Origin of the sequence: Corynebacterium sp. HMSC071F07 (assembly GCF_001810285.1) — a bacterium.
Lineage (GTDB): Bacteria > Actinomycetota > Actinomycetes > Mycobacteriales > Mycobacteriaceae > Corynebacterium > Corynebacterium simulans.
Genome location: NZ_KV800720.1, coordinates 156,816 through 175,452, shown reverse-complemented (window position 1 = coordinate 175,452; position 18,637 = coordinate 156,816). Strand labels below are relative to the sequence as shown.

Genomic DNA, 18,637 nt, shown 5'->3' with positions numbered 1-18,637 from the left:
CGGTACCAAAAACTCGCATCTGACAGTCATGGCGGAGAGCGTGCCACCGAAGGCAACACCCATGGCGTTCTTGGTCAGCATGTTTGGCCTGTGGCTGACAACGACGCGAGTGCCGTCATCAGCAAATTCTTGGATCTTGATGCCAGCGCCCAAGAAGGGCGGCCAGAATCCCATGAAGCGCTTGAGCTGGCGTGCAGAAAAGCGGGCCATGAGGAAAGCTCCGTATGAGTTGTGGGGGACAGGTGGGCTAAATGGCGCCAACTCTACCGTTACGGGATAGGGGATAGTTTCGGTCCGTAGCGTGCCGTTTGCCATGGTGACATTTGGCTATATCTCCAGATAACTGGCGAAGTAGATTTACTACAGAATTGAATGCTATTTGTTGTCGTAGTCTTGGTCACCGGAGGCACCGTACATGGTGGTCTTCAGAATTGGCCCCAGAGTGAGGATAGAGGTGCCAAACCCTGATACGACAAGGGCCGCAGCTGGGCCGATGGCACTTACAACAGGTGCCCCGATGATGTATCCAATAAGCATTGCGGAGCTGTTAATTGAACCCATCGTAGAAAGGGCTTTGGGTTTCACTTCATCAGGTACGGATCCGACAACGATTATGCGTAGTGCGGCCACCTGAGCAGCATTGCAGACTCCGCCCAGGAGGAAACATGGGATGCAGAGCCACAATGAGGGAAATAGTCCAGGTAAAGCTATGAAACACCCCATAGCGAATCCTGCCCCGGCCAGGACTTTCCCAGCGTTCTGTGAGTGAAGGCGAGCTGAAAGCCGTGCGCCAAAGATGCGGCCCACGATAAATGCTTGGGCAATGATGGCATATAACGTACCGCTGACGTGGAGGGTCTGTGTCGCATAGAAGACAAGCGAAACGTTGAAAACCGAGGTGCAGATAATTGCTCCCCAAATGCTGGTTAACGCGGACCGAGCGCTTCTATTCTTCAGCAAAAGGGAAGGTGCTTCGAGGACCTTCTGGAGAAAACTCGGTGAAGAATCTTTGGTTTCTGAATGAAGCAGTGTTTTCGGGGGCGAGGATTTATAAAGGAAATAAAAAGCAAGTAGCGAGACTCCAACGGCGCAAGCTTCAACGAAGAGCGCTGTCTGCAGGTTTCTTTGGTCCAGTAGTAATCCACCTAGAGGTGGTCCAAGGAATCCACTGCCAAGTCGGGCTGTGTCCAAGAGGGAGAAGGCTTTCGCCTGCTGTCCTTCGCCGACCTGAGAGTCAGCGATGGTGAAAATGGATGGAATTGACAGTCCGCTTAAGCATGCGGTGACGAGATTTCCGACAATGAGGATCAATGGCTCTGGATAGGCTGCCATTGATAACAGGCCCAGAAGATCTAAGAAGAGTGCAGCAAGCGCAATGTGATAGCTGTTGAATTTGTTGAAGAGTGGGGCCAGAAAGGGGACTGCAAAAACTTGAGCGCAAGTACCCGAGATGAAGATGCTTGCCACCAACAGTTCGCCTTTGTTGAGTTCGGCGAAGTGGAGTGAAATCGAGAGGCTGGTCATTGACCCGCACACTGACAATAAAAAATATGTGGCGGTCAAGGTGTAGATAGATGAAAGTCCTTCGTCACCACTGTTTCTAGGGGGATGCATTTAGGCTGCAACTGTTTCGTTGCCCTGGCCGCTGAACGGACCTGAACCTCCTACTGTGACTACTTCGGAAAGCGTTTCGGAGGTAAGCATTATTTCTCCCATATGTGATGACGATTACATACAACAAGGTAATGATGTGAGTCTCTCATTTCAAGGGCGTAGCGGAGGCAGCTCTTGCACTGTGTACAGGAAAAAGTAGTGCTAGCGCTAGTGACCTTCGCTCTCGTGCGAAACACAATACAGAGCATGAAAAAGCTTGTGGTTGGCATGATTGCCGTGGTGGCCGTGATTGTGGTGGCGTTTGTAGGGTTTGTGGGATTCATGCAGTGGGTGGACGCAGACAGCGTGACCGGTGATGACGGCGTGGCTGCCGGATATAGCGCTGAGACAGGTGGCCCGCTGGAAGCGTCGTTTGCGGGCGAGGGCCGCACGAGGTCGACGTGCGGCGTGATGGCGACGTGACCATCGCGGCACCGACAGGCGCGGGACCGTTTCCGGCGGCGGTCATGGCTAATGGCACGAACACGCCGCTGAGCAGCTACCTGCCCGTGGCGGAGCACCTGGCTAGTTGGGGCTTCGTGGTTGTCGGCGATGAGACTCCCCACACAGGTACAGGAGAGAATGTCGTGCACTTGATTGAGCGCTTGCCGGAACTGGATTCTCGTGCGGACCGATCACGAGTCGGCATTTTTGGCCACTCACAGGGTGGTGCGGGTGCCATCAACGCTGCGGCCCACACGGAGGTAGCAGCTGTGTATGCGGCGAGCCCGGCCTCCCACAAAGTGGCACAGTCCAATGACTGGGACTACAACACGGCTGACGTAGAGGAACCGCTATTCCTGATGACGAGCGATGGCCGTTCGGACCGCTGGCTTGTTAGTCCGTGGTCAGACTTGCAGGAGAGCTTTGAATCAGCTGGTGGTCCGGCAATCATTGCCCGCCGCCTGGGCGCGGACCACAAGGACGTTCTAGAGTTCGGGGACAGTTACGCCACCGCGTGGTTCCGCTACATTCTTGCTGATGATCCTGATGCGAGAGATGTGTTCGTTGGCACCTCACCAGCGGGCGCCGGTGAGCTAGCGAGCAACGCGCTTTGGGACCGAGTGGTCACCCGCGGCTGGTAGCTCGCCGGGCCTTTCGACATTCCGCGCGGTGCACCTAACGCGCTAAAAGCCATCTGCGCTCACACCCCCCCTTCGGAGGAAGTGTGGTTCCCAAAAATTGGTAGCCCTGATAAATTTCAAGTGAATTGTCAACCGGGCTGCGCCACGTCAGCCCGTACAAGCGGGACCGAATGAACCATGCAGACAAAGGAGAAAGGCCACGTCGAGGGCCTCTATATTGATGAAAACTTCGAGCTGCGCGCTGGGGCCGTCACGTTCGGGGAGAGTATTGAGGGCATAGTGCTTGGCGACGTCCCCCAAGCCGAGGCTGCCTGGCGCGCCGGGGACTCGGATGCGTTGCTGTGGGTGCCCGGCTTCGTGGACCTACACAACCACGGCGGCAACGGCGGGGGATTCCCCAACGGCGACTACGAGCAGTGCCTAGCCGCCGCCCGCTTCCACCGCGCGCACGGCACAACGACACTGCTGGCCAGCTTGGTCTCCGGCACGCAAGAAGAACTCTGCGCCCGGGCGGAGCTTTTAGCCCAGCTGGCTGAAGAAGGCGAGATCGCCGGAATCCACATGGAGGGCCCCTTCATCGCTGCGGCCAAATGCGGCGCACAGGACCCATCGCGCATCGTGCCCGGTGACCCGGACTTCTTCCGCGCGGTCATCGCCGCGGCCCGCGGCCACCTGCGTTCGATTACCTTCGCGCCGGAAACGGAGAACGTCGACAAGCTGCTCGACGTCTGCGCGGAGCATGGCATCATCGCCAGCCTGGGCCACACCGAGGCCGATTATGACACCACGCTGAGCGTTATCGCCAAGGCTAAGGAGCTCGGCCTGACCGTGACTGGAACGCACCTCTTTAATGGCATGCCTTCTATTCACCACCGAGCGCCGGGCCCGGTAGCGGCTTTGCTCACCGCAGCGAAGGCGGGGGATGTGTCCGTCGAGCTCATCGCAGATGGTGTGCATCTTGTTGACGGCGCCGTGGACATGGCTCACAGTCACCGCGCCTTCGCCATCACTGATGCCATGGCGGCGGCCGGCATGGCCGACGGTGACTATGAGCTGGGTTCGCTGCCTGTCACCGTGAGCGGGGGAGTCGCGCGCGTGCCCAGCGGTGCTATCGCGGGCGGCACCTCTACATTGTCCCAGCAATTCGCCAGCTTCGCCGAGCGCCATGGTCTGGGCGAGGCGGTGCGTTTTACCTCCACCACGGCAGCCGACGTGTTGGGGGAGACGAATCTAGGCCGCATCGCGGTTGGCGCGCGCGCCAACCTGGTTGGCCTTAACTCTCACTACCAACCGGTGCGCGTCATCGTCGACGGCGCGGACATCCCACTCTCTTAAACACACAGGAAGGCATCTCATGGAAATCCTCATCCGCTCCACGCCGGCCGAAGTGGCCGTGGAGGCCGCTGACATCTTCGCGCACTACGCCAACGCCGGCGCCACCTTGGGCCTGGCCACAGGATCGACCCCGGTAGCGATGTACAAGGAGCTCATTACGCGCCATGAGCGCGGCGAGGTGAGCTTTGCCCGCAGCCGCGCATTCCTGCTTGATGAATACATCGGGCTGGAGCGTACCCACGAGCAGTCCTACTATTCCACCATCCGCCGCGAATTCACCAGCCACGTGGATTTCGATGATGACCTGGTAAAAAGCCCCGCTGGTGACTCCGATGACCCCGCCACCGCCGCGGCCACCTATGACAAGGCCATCCGTGATGCCGGCGGCGTGGACATCCAGCTGCTGGGCATCGGGGCCAACGGGCACGTCGGCTTCAACGAGCCGTCGAGCTCCCTGCAATCACGCACCCGCATCAAGACGCTGCACCCGCAAACCGTGCAGGACAATGCCCGCTTCTTTGACAACGAAGACGAGGTCCCGCGCCACGTGCTGACCCAAGGATTGGGCACCATCAGTGAGGCCCGCCACCTGCTCTTGTTGGCCACTGGCAGCAACAAGGCCAGCGCGGTCCACGCCATGGTGGAAGGCCCGCTCTCCGCGCACTGCCCCGCGTCGATCCTGCAGTGGCACCAGCGCGCCACGGTGATCCTCGATGAAGCCGCCGCCTCCCAGCTGGAGGACCGCGAGTACTACGTTTTCGCGGACAAGCACCGTCCGCACCGCCCACTCTTTTCCTAAAAAGCTCCATCTAATTCCTTACTAGTGTGAAAGGACTCCTCGCATGAAAATCGATGTCATGGGGCCGCTGCAGCGGCTCGGAAAAGCCCTCATGGGCGCTGTGGCGGTGCTGCCCGTCGCGGCGATCCTCAGTGGCGTTGGCTACTGGATCTCCAGCGCGGCTGGTCCGGATAACCTCGCCGCCCAGCTGCTGATCAGCTCCGGCGACGCGGTGCTGTCCAACCTGGGCTGGATCTTCGCCATCTCCATTGCTTTCGGCCTGGCCAAGGATTCCAACGGCGCCGCGGCGCTCTCTGGTTTCCTGGCCTTCGCCACCTTCATGAAGCTGCTGGGCCCAGAGGCCGTGGCCGGCTACCGCGGCATCGAAGACCCCACCGCGCTGACCGGCGATGAGGCCCTGGAATGGGCCGCGGAAGGCTGGAACGCCGTGGGCGGCGGCAACGTCCTCTTCGGCATCCTCGCCGGCGTCATGGCGGCCTGGGTATATAACCGCTTCCACGGCACCAAGCTGCCGGATTTTTTGGCTTTCTTCTCTGGACGGCGCCTCGTGCCGATTCTTACCGCCGTCATCGCCATAGTGATTTCCGGCATCCTCTACTTCGTGTGGCCGTTCATCTACAACGCGCTCTTTAACTTTGGTACCTCCATCCAAGGATTGGGCGCGGCGGGCGCCGGTATTTATGGCGTGGCTAACCGCCTGCTCATCCCGACCGGCCTGCACCACGCGCTGAACTCCGTCTTCTGGTTCGATGTCATCGGTATCAATGACATCGGCAACTTCCAGGCCGGTCAGAAGACCATCGAGGCAGCCGCTACTGCTACCTCCGCCGCCGATTGCCCGGGCATTTGGGCCAACGGCCAGTGCACGGTCGAGGGCGTCGTCGGCCGCTATCAGGCGGGCTTCTTCCCAGTCATGATGTTCGGCTTGCCGGGCGCGGCACTCGCCATGTACCTGCGCGCGGATAAGAACAAGCGCAAGGTCGTCGGTTCCCTGATGGCCGCAGGTGCTTTGGCCTCCTTCTTCACCGGCGTGACTGAGCCGCTGGAGTTCTCCTTCATGTTCGTCGCCCCGCTGCTCTACGTGGTGCACGCGCTGCTGATGGGCCTGTCCGTCTTCATCGCTTCCGCCATGGATTGGACCGCCGGCTTTGGCTTCTCTGCCGGTTTCGTGGACATGTTGCTCTCCTCGCAGAACCCGCTGGCTAATAAGTGGTACATGCTGCTGGTCATGGGTGTGGGCTTCTTCGCCCTGTACTTCGTCATCTTCTACTTCCTCATCGGCTGGCTCAACCTCAAGACCCCGGGCCGCGGCGAGGACGATGCGGTAGCAGATTCCATGGAGGATTCCGCCACCGGCGATGAGAAGACTGCTCGTGATGCCGCCCGCATCATCGAGGGGCTCGGCGGCAAGGACAACATTGACTCATTGGATTACTGCACCACGCGCCTGCGCGTCGGCGTGAAGGAGCAGGCGCTTGTCGACGCCTCCGTGATCAAACGCCCCGCCGTCTCCGGCGTCATCCACCCCTCCGAGAAGAGCGTCCAGGTCATCGTGGGCCCGGCCGTGCAATTCATGTATGACGAGGTCAGCCACCAGCTGCGCCACGGCTCCCCGGCCCTGGCCACGACTGGTGCAGCGAGCGCGGCAGGTGCTGGAGCCAGCGCGCCGGCCAGCGCCGCTGCCGCTCAGAGCGGAAGCGGTGATGCCGCTGGCGTCGACGTGCGCGCCCCGTTCGCCGGAGACGTTGTCGAGCTCGCCCAGGTCCCGGATGCGTCCTTTGCGCAGGGCATGGTGGGCGAAGGCTTCGCGGTGATGCCTGATGCCGTCGATGCCTTCGACGTCTGCGCCCCGGTAAACGGCACCATCACCATGATCTTTAAGACGCGCCACGCCTTCGGCATGAAGACCGCGGATGGGCTGGACCTGCTCATTCACATCGGCATTGACACCGTGGAGCTCAAGGGCGAAGGTTTCACCGCCCTGGCTAAGAAGGGCGATACCGTCACTGCCGGCACGCCGATCATCGCGGTGGAGGCAAGCAAGCTGCGCGAGCGCGGCGTCAACCTCATCACCCCGGTGGTGTGCCCGACGGCCAAGCAGGTCGCCGGAGTCGACATCGCTCGCGAGGGCCATGCCCTGCCAGGCGAAGTCGCAGCAACCGTCAAGCGCAGCAGCTAGCCGGCTGGATTAAATCCCAGACACAAAAACTGCCCGAGTTGCCAAAAACAACGTTGTTCCCTGCGGTTAGGAGCGAAGGTTTTGGCAACTCGGGCAGTTTTGGCTCGGAGGGTTCTACGTCTTGAGAGGAATAGGCGTGGGTTAGTCGGTGCCGTGCAGCAGGCGCGGCACCACCTTGCCCGTGGCATTGCGCGGGAGTTTGTCCAGGAAGTGGACATCGCGCGGCACGGAGTGGTCCGCCAGGTTCTCGCGGACCCAGGCACGGATGGCGTCGGCAGTCACGGCGTTGCCTAGGGCGTCCCGCGTGGTCACCGCCCACACGGCGATGCGCTGGAAGGTGGTTTCATCCTCCACGCCACCGGCATGCACCTCCGCGATGCCCGGCATGGCCTCGAGCACCTCCGTCACCGACTGCGGGTGCACGTTCTCGCCGCCGACGATGATCATGTCATCGGCGCGGCCCACCACATGCAGGTAGCCCTCGGGGTCGATATAGCCCAAGTCCCCGATGGAAATGAGGCCATCGACCTTGTGGAGTGGGATCTTCGGATTGGTATAACCAATGAGCGCGGTGGAATTGGTCAGGTAGATCTCGCCGACCTCGCCGCGCGGAACCTCATTGCCCTCCTCATCGAGGATGCGCAGCTTAGTGCCGGAGGCAATCTTGCCGCCGATGGTCGGGTCTTTAGCCACCTCTTCCATGCTGGCCGTCGACGCCAGCGCCAGCTCCGTGGAGCCATAGACGTTGCAGAGAATCGGGCCGAAGCGCTCGTGGGTTTCCTTCACGATCTCCGGGGTCAGCGCATGCCCGGCGGAGGCAATGAACTTCAGCGAAGAGGTGTCATACGCCGAATCCGGGTCAACCTCAACCATCTGGCGGAAGAAGACGGGGGAGGAAAGCAGACCATCGAGCTGGTAGCGCTGGATGTCATCGAGCGCGGCCGCCGGGTCGAAGACGCGACGGGTCACGATGGTATTGCGCAGTCCCAGCGCGATATTGAGGCAGGCCCAGCCCCACGTGTGGAAGATGGATGCGGTCATCTGCACCTTCTGGTTGGCACGCCAGGGGATGTTTTCCACGATGGATGCCAGCACGACCGGCAGCGTCGGCTCCGGGCGCATGATGCCCTTGGGGATGCCGGTGGTGCCAGAAGACATCAGCACGATGTGCCCGTGCTTCGGATACTTTGGCAAGCGGATGTCGCGCACTGCTTCGGCGTGCTTGACGATGCCGTCTAGCGTCGGCAGCCCGAAATGTTCCGCGCCCGAGTCGTGCCCGATAATAACGGCGATCCTCTCGTGATAGGCGGGATCGAGGCGGTCGATGAATTCGTCGTCGATGACGAGCACGTTGATGTTGTTTTCCTCGATGCAGCCTGCGAGCTGCTCTGGGGAAGAACCGACGTTGAGCAGGAAGATATGCGCGCCCGCGTATCCCTTGGCACCTAATGGGGTGATGATGCCGCGGCCGTTGCGGGCCATCACGCCGAGGCGGATTTCTGGCAGATCGAGGCTGCGTAGGTGCTTGGCCAGGGTCTGTGCGTTGTCGCGCAGTTGGCGGTAGGTAAGGGTGCCGTCGTCGTCGATTAGCGCGAGGCGCTCTGGGCAGGTGATATAGCCCTGCTCGAGCTCGCGGGCAGTGGTAAAGCGGTAGCGGCTTAAGATGGGGCCGGCCTTGAGTAGCGGGGTAATGCCATCACGGTGGGTGATGATGCCGGACTTAAAAAGCTGCGGGATAAAGCGGCTCAGGGCAGCGGTGTGGAAGGTTAAATCAGAGAAATTAAAAGGCATGTTGAGTAAAAGTCCTACGTCAATAAGAGAAAGCTAGCGCGACAGTTAGGCTACCGGCTTGTTAATCGTGTGGGCTGCACAGGCTGTTGCACGGCTCGGAAGATTGTTACTAATGTTACAGAAGTTGCCCCTGTGGACTATAGTATATTTTTGTCATAGAACATATATTGATTCTGAACGGACCGTCCAGGTTGGGCTAAAATGATGGGCAGCAAAATTTGAGAGGAAATCCATGAACCTGAAAAAGAAGGTAATGGCAGCTTTTGCTGCGACCTGCATCGCGGTAGGCCTGGGCACGGCACCTCAAGCGGTGGCAGCCGATGTAAATCTGGTGGCTTTTGGTGATTCCGTGTTGGCCGACCCAGACGCGGGTGCTTATCTCACCGCGCGCCTGAGCTCCCAGAGTGCTGGCGGCGTGAATTGTCCGCAGTCTAATAACTATGCCCGCCGCACTGGCGCGAAGCTGGGCCTGCCGGTCGCGGACTTTTCTTGCTCCGGCGCTGTTTCCTTCTCGCGCGGCCCGCAGATGTTCGCCCAGGTTGATCGCGCGATCCAGACCGGCGCGTTGAGCCCAAATACCCGCCGCGTTCTCTACACCACGGGCTTTAATGACACGTATAACAACCCAGGCATGAGCGAGGGCGAGCTGCGCCGCCGCTTCGTGGATGCGAACGCTCCGCTCATCGGCCGCATCCGTGCTGCGGCGCCAAATGCACGCATTCAGATCGTCGGGTATCCCACCATCGGCTCTGCTGGTAGCTACTGCCTGCTGCACGTGGGTCCGGCACCGCTCGATCACACTTTCTTGCCGAATGTGCAGGCTTGGGAAAATGCTTCCCAATGGATGCAGGTGGACTTGGCCGCTCGTACCGGGACCGAGTTCCTCGACCTGAAGCCGAGCACCCGCGATAACGGCATGTGTGCCACCGCAGATCGCCGCATGTGGGCTGGCCTGGTTGACTTCACTGCTGGCGACGGCAACCTGCCGCTTCACGTAAATGCGCGCGGCCACGAGCATGCGGCAAACGTTATTGCTGGCTCTTAATTTCTAATTTTCGGCGTGCGCTGGGGCGACCCGCGCACGCTTTCGCATATCTGCTGAAATGAATTTTCATTAGTTCGGCCTTGCTGGAAATCCGTGTACGCTGGGGCCGCATGAGCAACAACACTGTTAAAGCCGTAATTGCCCGCTCCAAGGGAGCACCGGTCGAGACCGTCAACATCGTGATCCCTGAGCCAGGTGCAAACGACGTCATCGTCAAGGTGCAGGCCTGCGGAGTCTGCCACACGGACCTGGCTTATCGCGACGGCGATATCGAGGACGCCTTCCCATTTCTGCTTGGCCATGAAGCCGCGGGCGTCGTCGAGCGCGTAGGCTCCGCCGTTACCCACGTTGCCGAGGGCGACTTCGTCATTCTTAACTGGCGCGCAGTCTGTGGCGAGTGCCGCGCCTGCAAGAAGGGCGAGCCAAAGTACTGCTTTAATACCCACAACGCCTCCACCAAGATGTACCTGGCCGAAGATGATAAGGACGCAGGCGCCGAGTTGACCCCGGCCCTGGGCATCGGCTCCTTCGCGGAGAAGACCCTCGTCCACGAGGGTCAGTGCACCAAGGTGGATCCGGAGGAGGATCCAGCGGCGGCGGGACTTTTGGGCTGTGGCATCATGGCTGGTTTGGGTGCGGCCGTCAACACTGCGGAAATCCAGCTCGGCGAGTCCGTGTCCGTCTTTGGTTGCGGCGGCGTCGGCACCGCAGCCATCGCCGGCGCGAAGCTGGCGGGCGCGGCCAAGATCATCGCCGTCGACATCGACGAGGCAAAGCTCGAGACCGCGCGTGAATTCGGCGCCACCGATGTCGTCAACTCCAAGGACATGAGTGAGGATGAGGTCATCGAGGCCGTACGCCAGCTAACCGGCGGCTTCGGCACCGACGTTTCCATCGACGCCGTGGGCATCCAGCCGACTTGGCGCCAGGCCTTCTACTCCCGCGACCATGCCGGCCGCATGGTGATGGTGGGCGTGCCTAACCTCACCGACCACGTCGATATCCCAGCCATCGACCTCTACGGCCGCGGCGGTTCCATCAAGCCGGCGTGGTACGGCGACTGTTTGCCAGAGCGCGACTTCCCTGCATATGTGGCATTGCACCGCAACGGCCAGTTCCCGCTGGATAAGTTCGTATCCGAGCGCATCTCCTTGGACGAGGTCGAAGATTCCTTCGCCACCATGAAGTCCGGCAAGGTGCTGCGCTCCGTCGTTGAATTCGCATAGATTAGGAGAACTAAAGCTAATGCAGATCGACAAGGCCGTAACCAAAGGCAAGTTCCGCCTAGACGGCGGAGAGTGGGACGTGGACAATAACGTCTACGTCGTAGGCGATGCTTCGGGTGTGTACGTCGTGGACCCTTCCCACGACTTGGATGCGGTGGCCGAGCTCGTGGGCGATCGCCCGGTCAAGGGCATCCTGCTCACCCACGCGCACAACGATCACTGCGACTTGGCGCCGGCGGCCGCCGAGCGCTTTGGCGCCGAGGTCTACCTCCACCCAGATGACCAGATGCTGTGGGAAGAATCCAACGGCGGCGCCGCGTTCCACCCGCTGGAGGATAACCAGCAGTTCCAGGTCAGCGGCGAAGACATCACCGTCTTTCATACGCCGGGCCACTCGCCGGGCTGCGTGGTGCTTCACCTGCCGAGCGAGGGCGTGCTGCTTTCCGGCGATACGCTCTTCAACGGCGGCCCTGGTGCCACCGGCCGCAAGTACTCCGACTTTGACGTCATCATCGAATCCCTGCGCAATGTGGTCTTCAACCTGCCCGCCGAGACCCGCGTGCTGCCGGGCCACGGCGATGAGACCACCGTGGGCGCAGAGGCCGCGCGCATCGACGAATACGTCGCCCGCGGCTACTAACCCCGGCTGACTATTAAACCCGCCTGATTAATCCTCGCGCGCCGAGGCCAGCAGGTAGGAGCCGTAGCCGGACTTCATGAGCGGCTCTGCCAGCGCGGCCAAGGCCGGACGGGAGATGAACCCTTCCCGGTAGGCCGCCACCTCCGGCGAGCCGATGACGGTGCCGGTGCGCTTTTGCATCACCTCGACGTAGGCGGAGGCCTCGCTCATCGAGTCCACCGTTCCGGTATCGAGCCACACGTCGCCGCGCTGCATGCGCTGCACCCGTAGCTTGCCGCGGCGCAGGTACTCCTCGTTGACGGCGGTGATTTCCAGCTCGCCGCGGGCGCTCGGGCGGATGCCCTTGGCAATGTCGATTACTGAGTTATCGTAGAAATACAAACCAACCACGGCATGATTGGACTTGGGTTGGGCTGGTTTTTCTTCGATGGACAGCGCGTTGCCTGCCGCGTCGAATTCCACCACGCCATAGCGCTGCGGATCGGAGACCTCGTAGGCGAAGATGATTCCGCCTTCTGGGTCGCGGCACTGGCCCAAGGCGGTGGCAAAGCCGTGGCCTTCGAAGATGTTATCGCCCAACACCAAGGCTACGGAGTCATCGCCGATGAAATCCTCCGCAATGAGGAAGGCCTGCGCCAGGCCCTCTGGACGTGGCTGCACCGCGTAGGAAAGCATGAGGCCTAGTTGGGAGCCGTCGCCAAGCAGGCGCTCAAAAGACGCCGAATCCTCGGGGGTAGTGATGATGAGGATCTCCCGAATGCCCGCCTGAATCAGGGTGCTGAGCGGGTAATAGACCATGGGTTTGTCATAGATCGGCATGAGCTGCTTCGAGATGCCCTTGGTGATGGGGTAGAGGCGTGAGCCTGAACCGCCCGCGAGGATGATGCCTTTCATGCTTGAAAGCCTAATCCAAAGGATAAAGCGCAAGGTAGAGCGCTAGCGCGGCGCGCCAATTCATCGGGCTAAAGCCGGTGGCTTCAATCTTGGAAAGATCCAGCGTAGATTCGCTGGGCCGGCGGGCAGGCTCGACGCCGTACTCCGCGGTGCTGACCGAGTGGACCTCGGCGGGGTCGTGCCCCATGCCGATGAACGTGGCCATGGCGAGTTCATCGCGGCCCACGGTATCGCCCCCGGAGGAGAGGTTGTAGATGCCATAAGGCGCCTGGGTTTCCAGCAGGTGCGCGATGCCCTTGGCCAGGTCCTCTGCAAAGGTAGGCCGGCCGCGCTGGTCATTGATGACCTTCGGCTCGATGCCCTTATTTGCCAGCTGAGCCATGGTTTTGATGAAGTTGTTGCCCTCGCCAAAGACCCACGAGGTGCGCACCACATAGTGCTTAGGTGCCACGCTTGCCGACGCCTCACCCGCCGCCTTCGACGCCCCATACAGGCTCAGCGGGCTAGGGCTTTCTTCCTCGGTGTGTAATTCGGTTTCGCCGTCGAAGATGTAGTCGCTGGAGACGTGCACAAGCGTCAAGTTGTTATCGGCGGCGATGCGCGCCAGCTTGGCAGGTGCCAGCGCGTTGACTTCCCAGGCGCGGGCGCGGTCGCTTTCTGCGCCGTTGACGTCGTTGTAGGCGGCGCAGTTGATGATGGAGCTGTAGCGGCGCCAAGGACGCTGCGGCGGATTGGTGATGTCGAATTCCTCGCGCGTGCAGAACTCCGCGTTCGGTAGCACCTTGCGCAGCGCGCGGCCCAGCTGGCCGTTGGTGCCGGTGACCAGCACCTTGCGCGGCGCCATGGGCGTGACGTCCGCTAGCTGCGGGTGCGCGCGGTCTTTGTCGGAGATTTCGGTGGGATCGAGCGGCCAGTCCACCATGTCGAGGTTGACGAAGGTGTACTCCGCGTCAGGTGACCAATGATCGTTGACCAAGTAGGAATACGCGGTTTCCTCAAGTGCCTGGAAGCCGTTGGCCACGCCCCACGGGACGAAGACGGCGGTATCGGGGCTTACTTCATGGGTGACCAGCTCACCGTAGGTTTCGGAGCCTTCGCGCAGATCGCACCACGCACCGAAGACCTTGCCGTGGGCCACGCTTACCAGTTTGTCCCAGGGCTCGGCATGCAGACCGCGGGTCACGCCCGCCGCGGCGTTGAAAGAGACGTTGTTTTGCACCGGCTGGAAATCGGGCAGCCCGGCCTCAACCATCTTTGCGCGCTGCCAGTTCTCCTTGAACCAGCCGCGATTGTCTCCGTGGACGTCAAGCTCGATGAACAGTAGGCCCTCGATGGCCGTCTTGGTTACCTGCACGTGTGCTCGTTTCTTCCTGTCTAGGTTTCGTTTAATGGGGTTGCGCTGCCGGTTTAGTGGCCGTGTTGGGCGTAATGCTTCTCGACGTCGCCTTTATCCGGGCGCCACCACTTCTCATTGTCGCGGTACCACTGGATGGTCTGTGCCAGCCCTTCGCGGAAGTCAGTGTAGTGCGGCTGCCAGCCCAGCTCGCGGCGCAGCTTGGAAGCGTCCATGGCGTAGCGCTGATCGTGGCCGGGGCGGTCAGCTACGTGCTCGTAGAGCGCGCCGCCTGCAGCATTGGTCGCGCCCATGATCTCGCAGATGAGCTCGATGACCTCTTTGTTGTTGATGTCTTTCTGGTCAGCGCCGATGTTGTAGGTCTCGCCGATTTCGCCGCGATCGAGGATGGCGAGGACCGCGCTGTTGTGATCGTCGACGTGAATCCAGTCACGGACCTGCTCACCCGTTCCGTATAGCTTGGCCGGCTGGCCGTCTAACAGGTTGGTGATTTGGCGCGGGATGAACTTTTCTACGTGCTGGAAAGGGCCGTAGTTGTTGGAGCAATTCGAGATGGTTGCCCGCAACCCAAAGCTGCGCGCCCAGGCGCGGACCAGGTGATCGGAGCTGGCTTTCGACGCGGAGTACGGCGAGGAAGGCACATAAGGGGTGGTTTCGGTGAACTTGGTAGCGGCACCGATTTCGAGGTCACCGAAGACCTCGTCGGTAGAGACGTGGTGGAAACGCACATCGTGCTTGCGGCAGGCTTCCAATAAGGTGAAAGTACCTACGACGTTGGTCTGGATGAACGGGGAGGGATCCTGCAGCGAATTATCGTTGTGGGACTCTGCTGCGAAGTGCACCACGATGTCGCTTTGCACCACCAGCTCATCCACCAGCGCGGCATCGGCGATATCGCCGACAACCAAGCGGCACTCTACGCCCTCGAGGTTCGCCCGGTTACCCGCGTAGGTGAGTTTGTCCAGCACCGTGATGGAGACTTCTGGGCGCGTGGCAGCGACCAAGCGGACGAAGTTGGCGCCGATGAATCCGGCGCCGCCAGTAACTAGCATTCTGCGCATGGATAACAATTTTAGGCTACCTTCCTTCGCTATTTTCACCTCGCGATAAAACGCAAGCGCAATCCGCCCGCAGGGCACAAGTATCCTGCGATTAGGCGCTGAGTTTGTGGGCCGGGGCTTTATGTGCAGTTGGGCTGTCGTTGAAATGGATCCTTTCCGACCCCGCCGGACGATAACCAACTCTTCGAGTTATTGGGTCTCGCTCTGCATGCCCCATGTTGCGGAAACCGTCACGTCGGTCATTGTTATCCGCATGATGTCTTCTGCAGAGGAGCGTCAAGTTCTTGAGATCCGTTGCTCCACCTGCTGCCCACGCATGGAGGTGGTGGACATCGCATTCGACCCAAGGGCGGTCACAGCCGGGATGGGTGCATACCAACTCCGAGGCCGCCAAGGCTATCTTTTGATAAAGGCTTGCGCTGCGCTTGCAGCGGCCCAATTCCAGCGGGAATTTCTTATCATCAACCACACAGATGAAATCGTGTGATGCCGCTCCAATACGTAGCAGGTCCAGCGGGGAGAGCTCCACGCCAGTGTTGGTGGCGAACCGGGTGGAAGAATCCATCTCTTCCAACTCGTTCAGCGTGGTGGTGATAAGCAAGGAACCCACACCACCAGTGCCGTGCTGATGTGATTCGAGATAGCTGTGGACGATGGCAGAAAGCTGGTCTGCCATTCTTTGGGAGTATGTGCGGGAATCTTCCTCTGCCGGAAGATTTGGCCCTCCCTGATGGCGAGCTGGGGCAAATGCGGCTTTTAGCATTGCTGCCGTGGCGGCATCGACGTATCCACTGATGAAGACGCCACCATCAGCATCTGGCTGGGAGATGCGCAAGCGACGCTTTTTAATAACTGCGTCTGCATCGGAGACTGATTTGTTTGCTGCACGAATGGCCTCGCGCAGCCAGGCTCGGAGCGCAGTATGTGACATCTCCCGAGACTTCTCCAAAGCGCGCTGGCTAAGCTCTTGTGGGCCAGGGAGCGCGCCCTCCGTGAGGTGCTCAAGTTCCTGTTCGATGAGTGCGATAGTGCGCGCGTGTGCGGCTTCCTCTTCAAGCATTTGCTGGCGGCGCTTTTCTGCGGCTTCCCGCTCCCGACGGGCGCGTTCCGGGGTGGCGTCCTCACGCTTTTGTTCTACCGTTTCGCTATCACTGCCCGTCGCGCTTGAATGGGCAGAAGCTGGCGCATCTGCGGCCGCTTCCTCTGAAAGCGGGGCAAAGAGCGATTGCCCGGTCTTTATGCGCGCCTGTGCCTCCGGATAGGTCAGGCCCAAACGTGCGGTGAGATAATCTTCCGGCTTGCTGGAGCCGACTGTACGGCCAGCGTCATCTCGGGCAGCAAGGAAGGCAAAGGCGGCATCGATGGTGGTCTTCTTTCCCATTGCATTCTCGAGGTGCTCGAAAGCAGGGTGCAGACGGCCGAAGTATAGGTCCGCGGGTTCTTTCATAAGCTCCCGCAGGTCTGTTAGCGATGTGGCAATTTCCTTGACTGTGGAAATAATCGCTTCGTGTTTGTCTTGCATGGCACCCCATCCCCCTCGGTGTTTCGATTACATGTTCTATTTTATCCACATACAACGACCTGTCAAGGGTAAATTGGAAAATAAGTTCGAAATTTTGGGGGGTGGTGCTTAAGCCGGGAAGTGCGGCAATTTTTCTTGTTCCAGCCACTGCTCCAGCAGGTCATCGAGCGCGGCCGTATCTTCCGCGCGCTCGCGCAGCTTCGAAAGCAGGTCTTCCGGCGTAACCACGCCGTGGCGGCCTTCTGCCAGGTAGGAGCGAACGGCGTCGAAAAAGGCGGCGTCGCCAAGCAGCACGCGTACTGCATGTACCGTGAGCGCGCCGCGTTTGTACACGCGATCATCGAACATGTCTTGAGTGCCCGGATCTGCCAGCAACACATCCTGCGCCTTGCGAGCGAGCACGTTGTAGTGCGAACGCGCAGATTCATGCACCGCCCGGCCATGCGCGTGCTCCATCCACAACCACTCGCAGTAGCAGGCAAAACCCTCGTTGAGCCAAATATCCTTCCACTCGCTAAGGCCCACCGCATTGCCAAACCACTGGTGGGAAAGCTCGTGAGCGATGAGACGCTCGAAGGTAGGCGAGACATGGTTGGAGCCGAAAATCGAAAGGCCCTGGGCTTCCAGCGGGATTTCCAGCTCGTCCTCGGTGATGACAACCTGATATTCGTCAAACGGATAGGCGCCGAAGCAGGAAGAGAAGAAGTCCAACATCTCCTGCTGCTGGGCAAAGACCTCTTGGACAGGCGTTTTGAGCGCCGGCGGAACCCAGGCGCGCACCGAGTCGCCAAGCCTGACCTCGCTAAACTCGCCTATCTGAACCGTAACCAGGTAAGTAGCCGTGGGGTGTTCGGTGCGGTAATGCCAGCGCGTCATCGAACCGCTGGCGGATCTGCGGGAAACCAGCTTTCCATTCGAAATCACGCGGAACGGATTATCTGCGGTGATCTTGATGTCAAAGGTGGTCTTCTCGCTCGGGGTATCGTCGCATGGGAACCAGCTCGGGGCGCCGTTGGGCTGGCTAGCTACTAGAGCGCCGGATTCGGTTTCCTCCCAGCCGAGTTCGCCCCACGGGGTGCGGATGGGGCGTGGGGAGCCGCCGTAGCGGATGTGTAGCTCAAACTCGGTTCCATCTGCGATGGTATCCGCGAAAATCAGGCGCAGCTTGCCCACGGACTGGCGGAATTTCGCCACCCGCGGTGCGCCCTTGGCGGTGATGCGGCGGGCTACCATGGCGCCGCCGAGATCGAGCGTGAGCTTGTCGACGTCCTCTAGCACCCGGATATGCAGCACCGCTTCACCTTGCAAAAGGTTGGGCTCAACGCGGTAGGTAAGGTCCAGATCATAATGGGTGACCTCATAACCTAAGTTGAACGCGACACCTGTGTAGCTATCGCGCTGTTCAGATAGTTGACCGGCGGTGGGTGCGACGTGCGAAAGGGCGGTGGAAAGCAGCTTCATAATGCTGCGATCCTACCGCCCTTTAAGGATGAAACCCTATTCGCGTTGAGGCCTTATAGGCCTATACGCCGAGAGCCGATGCAAATACGGGCCAGGACTTCTCGATGTCCTCGCGCCAGCCCGGCCAAGAGTGGGTGCCGGTATTGCGGAAGTTGAAGGTAGCCGGGATGTTCTGCTGGTCCAGCTTGGCCTTCAGGTTGTGGGTGCAGCTGTTAACCGCAGCCTCGATGATGCCGCCCTCGACCTGGAGCTGTGCGGATCCGACGAATGCGGCGGCCGGGTTCATGCCCTGTGCGGTGTAGTAAGAAGGCATATCGGTCTTGCCAGCCAGGCCGGAGGCAGACGAGACGTACAGAGCGGTGTCCTTCAGCTTGTGGGAATTCAGAAGGGCGTCATTGTGGCGGTTGTAGTCGCTGCCCATTGGGCCCCACATTTGCTCCGGCTGGCCGCCGCCACGGTTGACGGTCAGGCGCAGGAACTCATAAGGGAGCTGGGAGGAGGTTGCGGCACAGCCCGCGTAGGAGCCGGCTGCGTCGTAGAAGCCTGGATTGTGCTCTGCGAACAGCAGGGAAGAAGTAGCGGACATCGACAT

16 protein-coding genes and 1 pseudogene are annotated in these 18,637 nt (G+C 60.4%); 8 read left to right on the top strand and 9 right to left on the bottom strand.

Going from position 1 to position 18,637, the window contains the following annotated elements; genetic code table 11:
* Together HMPREF2724_RS12155 and HMPREF2724_RS12150 are read right to left on the bottom strand one after the other, a co-directional pair.
* Positions 1–210 (bottom strand): annotated as a pseudogene (locus HMPREF2724_RS12155) (hypothetical protein); the annotation flags it as partial.
* A gap of 165 nt (positions 211–375) precedes the next feature.
* On the bottom strand, positions 376–1,614 hold the full coding sequence (locus HMPREF2724_RS12150; RefSeq protein ID WP_049146084.1) for an MFS transporter: 1,239 nt from the start codon (positions 1,612–1,614) through the stop codon (positions 376–378).
* A gap of 246 nt (positions 1,615–1,860) precedes the next feature.
* Between HMPREF2724_RS12150 and HMPREF2724_RS13380 the strand changes: the two genes are divergently transcribed.
* The 5 genes from HMPREF2724_RS13380 to nagE all read left to right on the top strand — a co-directional run bounded on the left by HMPREF2724_RS13380 (position 1,861) and on the right by nagE (position 7,051).
* Positions 1,861–2,076, top strand: a complete 216-nt coding sequence (locus HMPREF2724_RS13380; RefSeq protein WP_235590986.1) for a hypothetical protein — start codon at positions 1,861–1,863, stop codon at positions 2,074–2,076.
* Positions 2,073–2,738, top strand: a complete 666-nt coding sequence (locus HMPREF2724_RS12145; protein WP_246818270.1) for an alpha/beta hydrolase family protein — start codon at positions 2,073–2,075, stop codon at positions 2,736–2,738. Before HMPREF2724_RS13380 ends, HMPREF2724_RS12145 begins: the two co-directional genes overlap by 4 nt.
* Before the next feature lie 177 nt (positions 2,739–2,915).
* Positions 2,916–4,073 (top strand): N-acetylglucosamine-6-phosphate deacetylase, encoded by a 1,158-nt coding sequence (locus HMPREF2724_RS12140; RefSeq protein WP_049146086.1) that lies wholly within the window; start codon positions 2,916–2,918, stop codon positions 4,071–4,073.
* Positions 4,074–4,092: 19 nt separating this feature from the next.
* Entirely contained in the window at positions 4,093–4,872 is a 780-nt protein-coding gene (gene nagB, locus HMPREF2724_RS12135; RefSeq protein WP_046647861.1) for a glucosamine-6-phosphate deaminase, read from the top strand.
* Between the two features lie 43 nt (positions 4,873–4,915).
* The gene (gene nagE, locus HMPREF2724_RS12130; protein WP_070588712.1) at positions 4,916–7,051 is read left to right on the top strand and encodes an N-acetylglucosamine-specific PTS transporter subunit IIBC; all 2,136 of its coding nucleotides are present in this window, start codon (positions 4,916–4,918) and stop codon (positions 7,049–7,051) included.
* Between the two features lie 141 nt (positions 7,052–7,192).
* Here the strand turns inward: nagE and HMPREF2724_RS12125 are convergent, their stop codons facing one another.
* A complete protein-coding gene (locus HMPREF2724_RS12125; protein ID WP_049146091.1) occupies positions 7,193–8,842 on the bottom strand; it encodes an AMP-binding protein in 1,650 nt (549 codons plus the stop codon).
* A 232-nt stretch (positions 8,843–9,074) separates the two neighbouring features.
* Between HMPREF2724_RS12125 and HMPREF2724_RS12120 the strand changes: the two genes are divergently transcribed.
* From HMPREF2724_RS12120 to HMPREF2724_RS12110, 3 genes are all read left to right on the top strand, one after another.
* Positions 9,075–9,887 (top strand): GDSL-type esterase/lipase family protein, encoded by an 813-nt coding sequence (locus tag HMPREF2724_RS12120; RefSeq protein WP_061920250.1) that lies wholly within the window; start codon positions 9,075–9,077, stop codon positions 9,885–9,887.
* 110 nt (positions 9,888–9,997) lie between these two features.
* Positions 9,998–11,113 carry an S-(hydroxymethyl)mycothiol dehydrogenase gene (locus tag HMPREF2724_RS12115; RefSeq protein WP_061920252.1) on the top strand — a complete coding sequence of 372 codons (1,116 nt, stop codon included), beginning with the start codon at positions 9,998–10,000 and terminating at the stop codon, positions 11,111–11,113.
* Between the two features lie 19 nt (positions 11,114–11,132).
* Positions 11,133–11,753 (top strand): MBL fold metallo-hydrolase, encoded by a 621-nt coding sequence (locus HMPREF2724_RS12110; RefSeq protein ID WP_049146096.1) that lies wholly within the window; start codon positions 11,133–11,135, stop codon positions 11,751–11,753.
* A 27-nt stretch (positions 11,754–11,780) separates the two neighbouring features.
* On the opposite strand, the gene rfbA is transcribed toward HMPREF2724_RS12110, so the two are convergent.
* The 6 genes from rfbA to HMPREF2724_RS13375 all read right to left on the bottom strand — a co-directional run.
* Complete coding sequence (gene rfbA, locus HMPREF2724_RS12105) at positions 11,781–12,647, bottom strand: glucose-1-phosphate thymidylyltransferase RfbA (protein WP_049146097.1); 867 nt, start codon at positions 12,645–12,647, stop codon at positions 11,781–11,783.
* Between the two features lie 10 nt (positions 12,648–12,657).
* Positions 12,658–14,001: a dTDP-4-dehydrorhamnose reductase gene (rfbD, locus tag HMPREF2724_RS12100; protein ID WP_049146098.1), complete on the bottom strand. Its 1,344-nt coding sequence runs from the start codon at positions 13,999–14,001 to the stop codon at positions 12,658–12,660.
* Positions 14,002–14,054: 53 nt separating this feature from the next.
* A complete protein-coding gene (gene rfbB / locus HMPREF2724_RS12095) occupies positions 14,055–15,053 on the bottom strand; it encodes a dTDP-glucose 4,6-dehydratase (protein WP_193391045.1) in 999 nt (332 codons plus the stop codon).
* Between the two features lie 100 nt (positions 15,054–15,153).
* On the bottom strand, positions 15,154–16,584 hold the full coding sequence (locus tag HMPREF2724_RS12090) for an HNH endonuclease signature motif containing protein (RefSeq protein ID WP_070588710.1): 1,431 nt from the start codon (positions 16,582–16,584) through the stop codon (positions 15,154–15,156).
* A 108-nt stretch (positions 16,585–16,692) separates the two neighbouring features.
* Positions 16,693–18,045 carry a M1 family metallopeptidase gene (locus HMPREF2724_RS12085; protein ID WP_049146101.1) on the bottom strand — a complete coding sequence of 451 codons (1,353 nt, stop codon included), beginning with the start codon at positions 18,043–18,045 and terminating at the stop codon, positions 16,693–16,695.
* A 61-nt stretch (positions 18,046–18,106) separates the two neighbouring features.
* Positions 18,107–18,637: alpha/beta hydrolase-fold protein (locus HMPREF2724_RS13375; RefSeq protein WP_246818269.1), on the bottom strand; the 531-nt coding region annotated here is incomplete at its 5' end.

Excerpts from the sequence above, each read along its gene's own strand:
- HMPREF2724_RS12150 (WP_049146084.1), bottom strand. The coding sequence starts at position 1,614 with ATGCATCCCCCTAGAAACAGTGGTGACGAAGGACTTTCATCTATCTAC.
- HMPREF2724_RS13380 (WP_235590986.1), top strand. The coding sequence starts at position 1,861 with ATGAAAAAGCTTGTGGTTGGCATGATTGCCGTGGTGGCCGTGATTGTG.
- HMPREF2724_RS12140 (WP_049146086.1), top strand. The coding sequence starts at position 2,916 with ATGCAGACAAAGGAGAAAGGCCACGTCGAGGGCCTCTATATTGATGAA.
- nagB (WP_046647861.1), top strand. The coding sequence starts at position 4,093 with ATGGAAATCCTCATCCGCTCCACGCCGGCCGAAGTGGCCGTGGAGGCC.
- nagE (WP_070588712.1), top strand. The coding sequence starts at position 4,916 with ATGAAAATCGATGTCATGGGGCCGCTGCAGCGGCTCGGAAAAGCCCTC.
- HMPREF2724_RS12125 (WP_049146091.1), bottom strand. The coding sequence starts at position 8,842 with ATGCCTTTTAATTTCTCTGATTTAACCTTCCACACCGCTGCCCTGAGC.
- HMPREF2724_RS12120 (WP_061920250.1), top strand. The coding sequence starts at position 9,075 with ATGAACCTGAAAAAGAAGGTAATGGCAGCTTTTGCTGCGACCTGCATC.
- HMPREF2724_RS12115 (WP_061920252.1), top strand. The coding sequence starts at position 9,998 with ATGAGCAACAACACTGTTAAAGCCGTAATTGCCCGCTCCAAGGGAGCA.
- HMPREF2724_RS12110 (WP_049146096.1), top strand. The coding sequence starts at position 11,133 with ATGCAGATCGACAAGGCCGTAACCAAAGGCAAGTTCCGCCTAGACGGC.
- rfbA (WP_049146097.1), bottom strand. The coding sequence starts at position 12,647 with ATGAAAGGCATCATCCTCGCGGGCGGTTCAGGCTCACGCCTCTACCCC.
- rfbB (WP_193391045.1), bottom strand. The coding sequence starts at position 15,053 with ATGCTAGTTACTGGCGGCGCCGGATTCATCGGCGCCAACTTCGTCCGC.
- HMPREF2724_RS12090 (WP_070588710.1), bottom strand. The coding sequence starts at position 16,584 with ATGCAAGACAAACACGAAGCGATTATTTCCACAGTCAAGGAAATTGCC.
- HMPREF2724_RS12085 (WP_049146101.1), bottom strand. The coding sequence starts at position 18,045 with ATGAAGCTGCTTTCCACCGCCCTTTCGCACGTCGCACCCACCGCCGGT.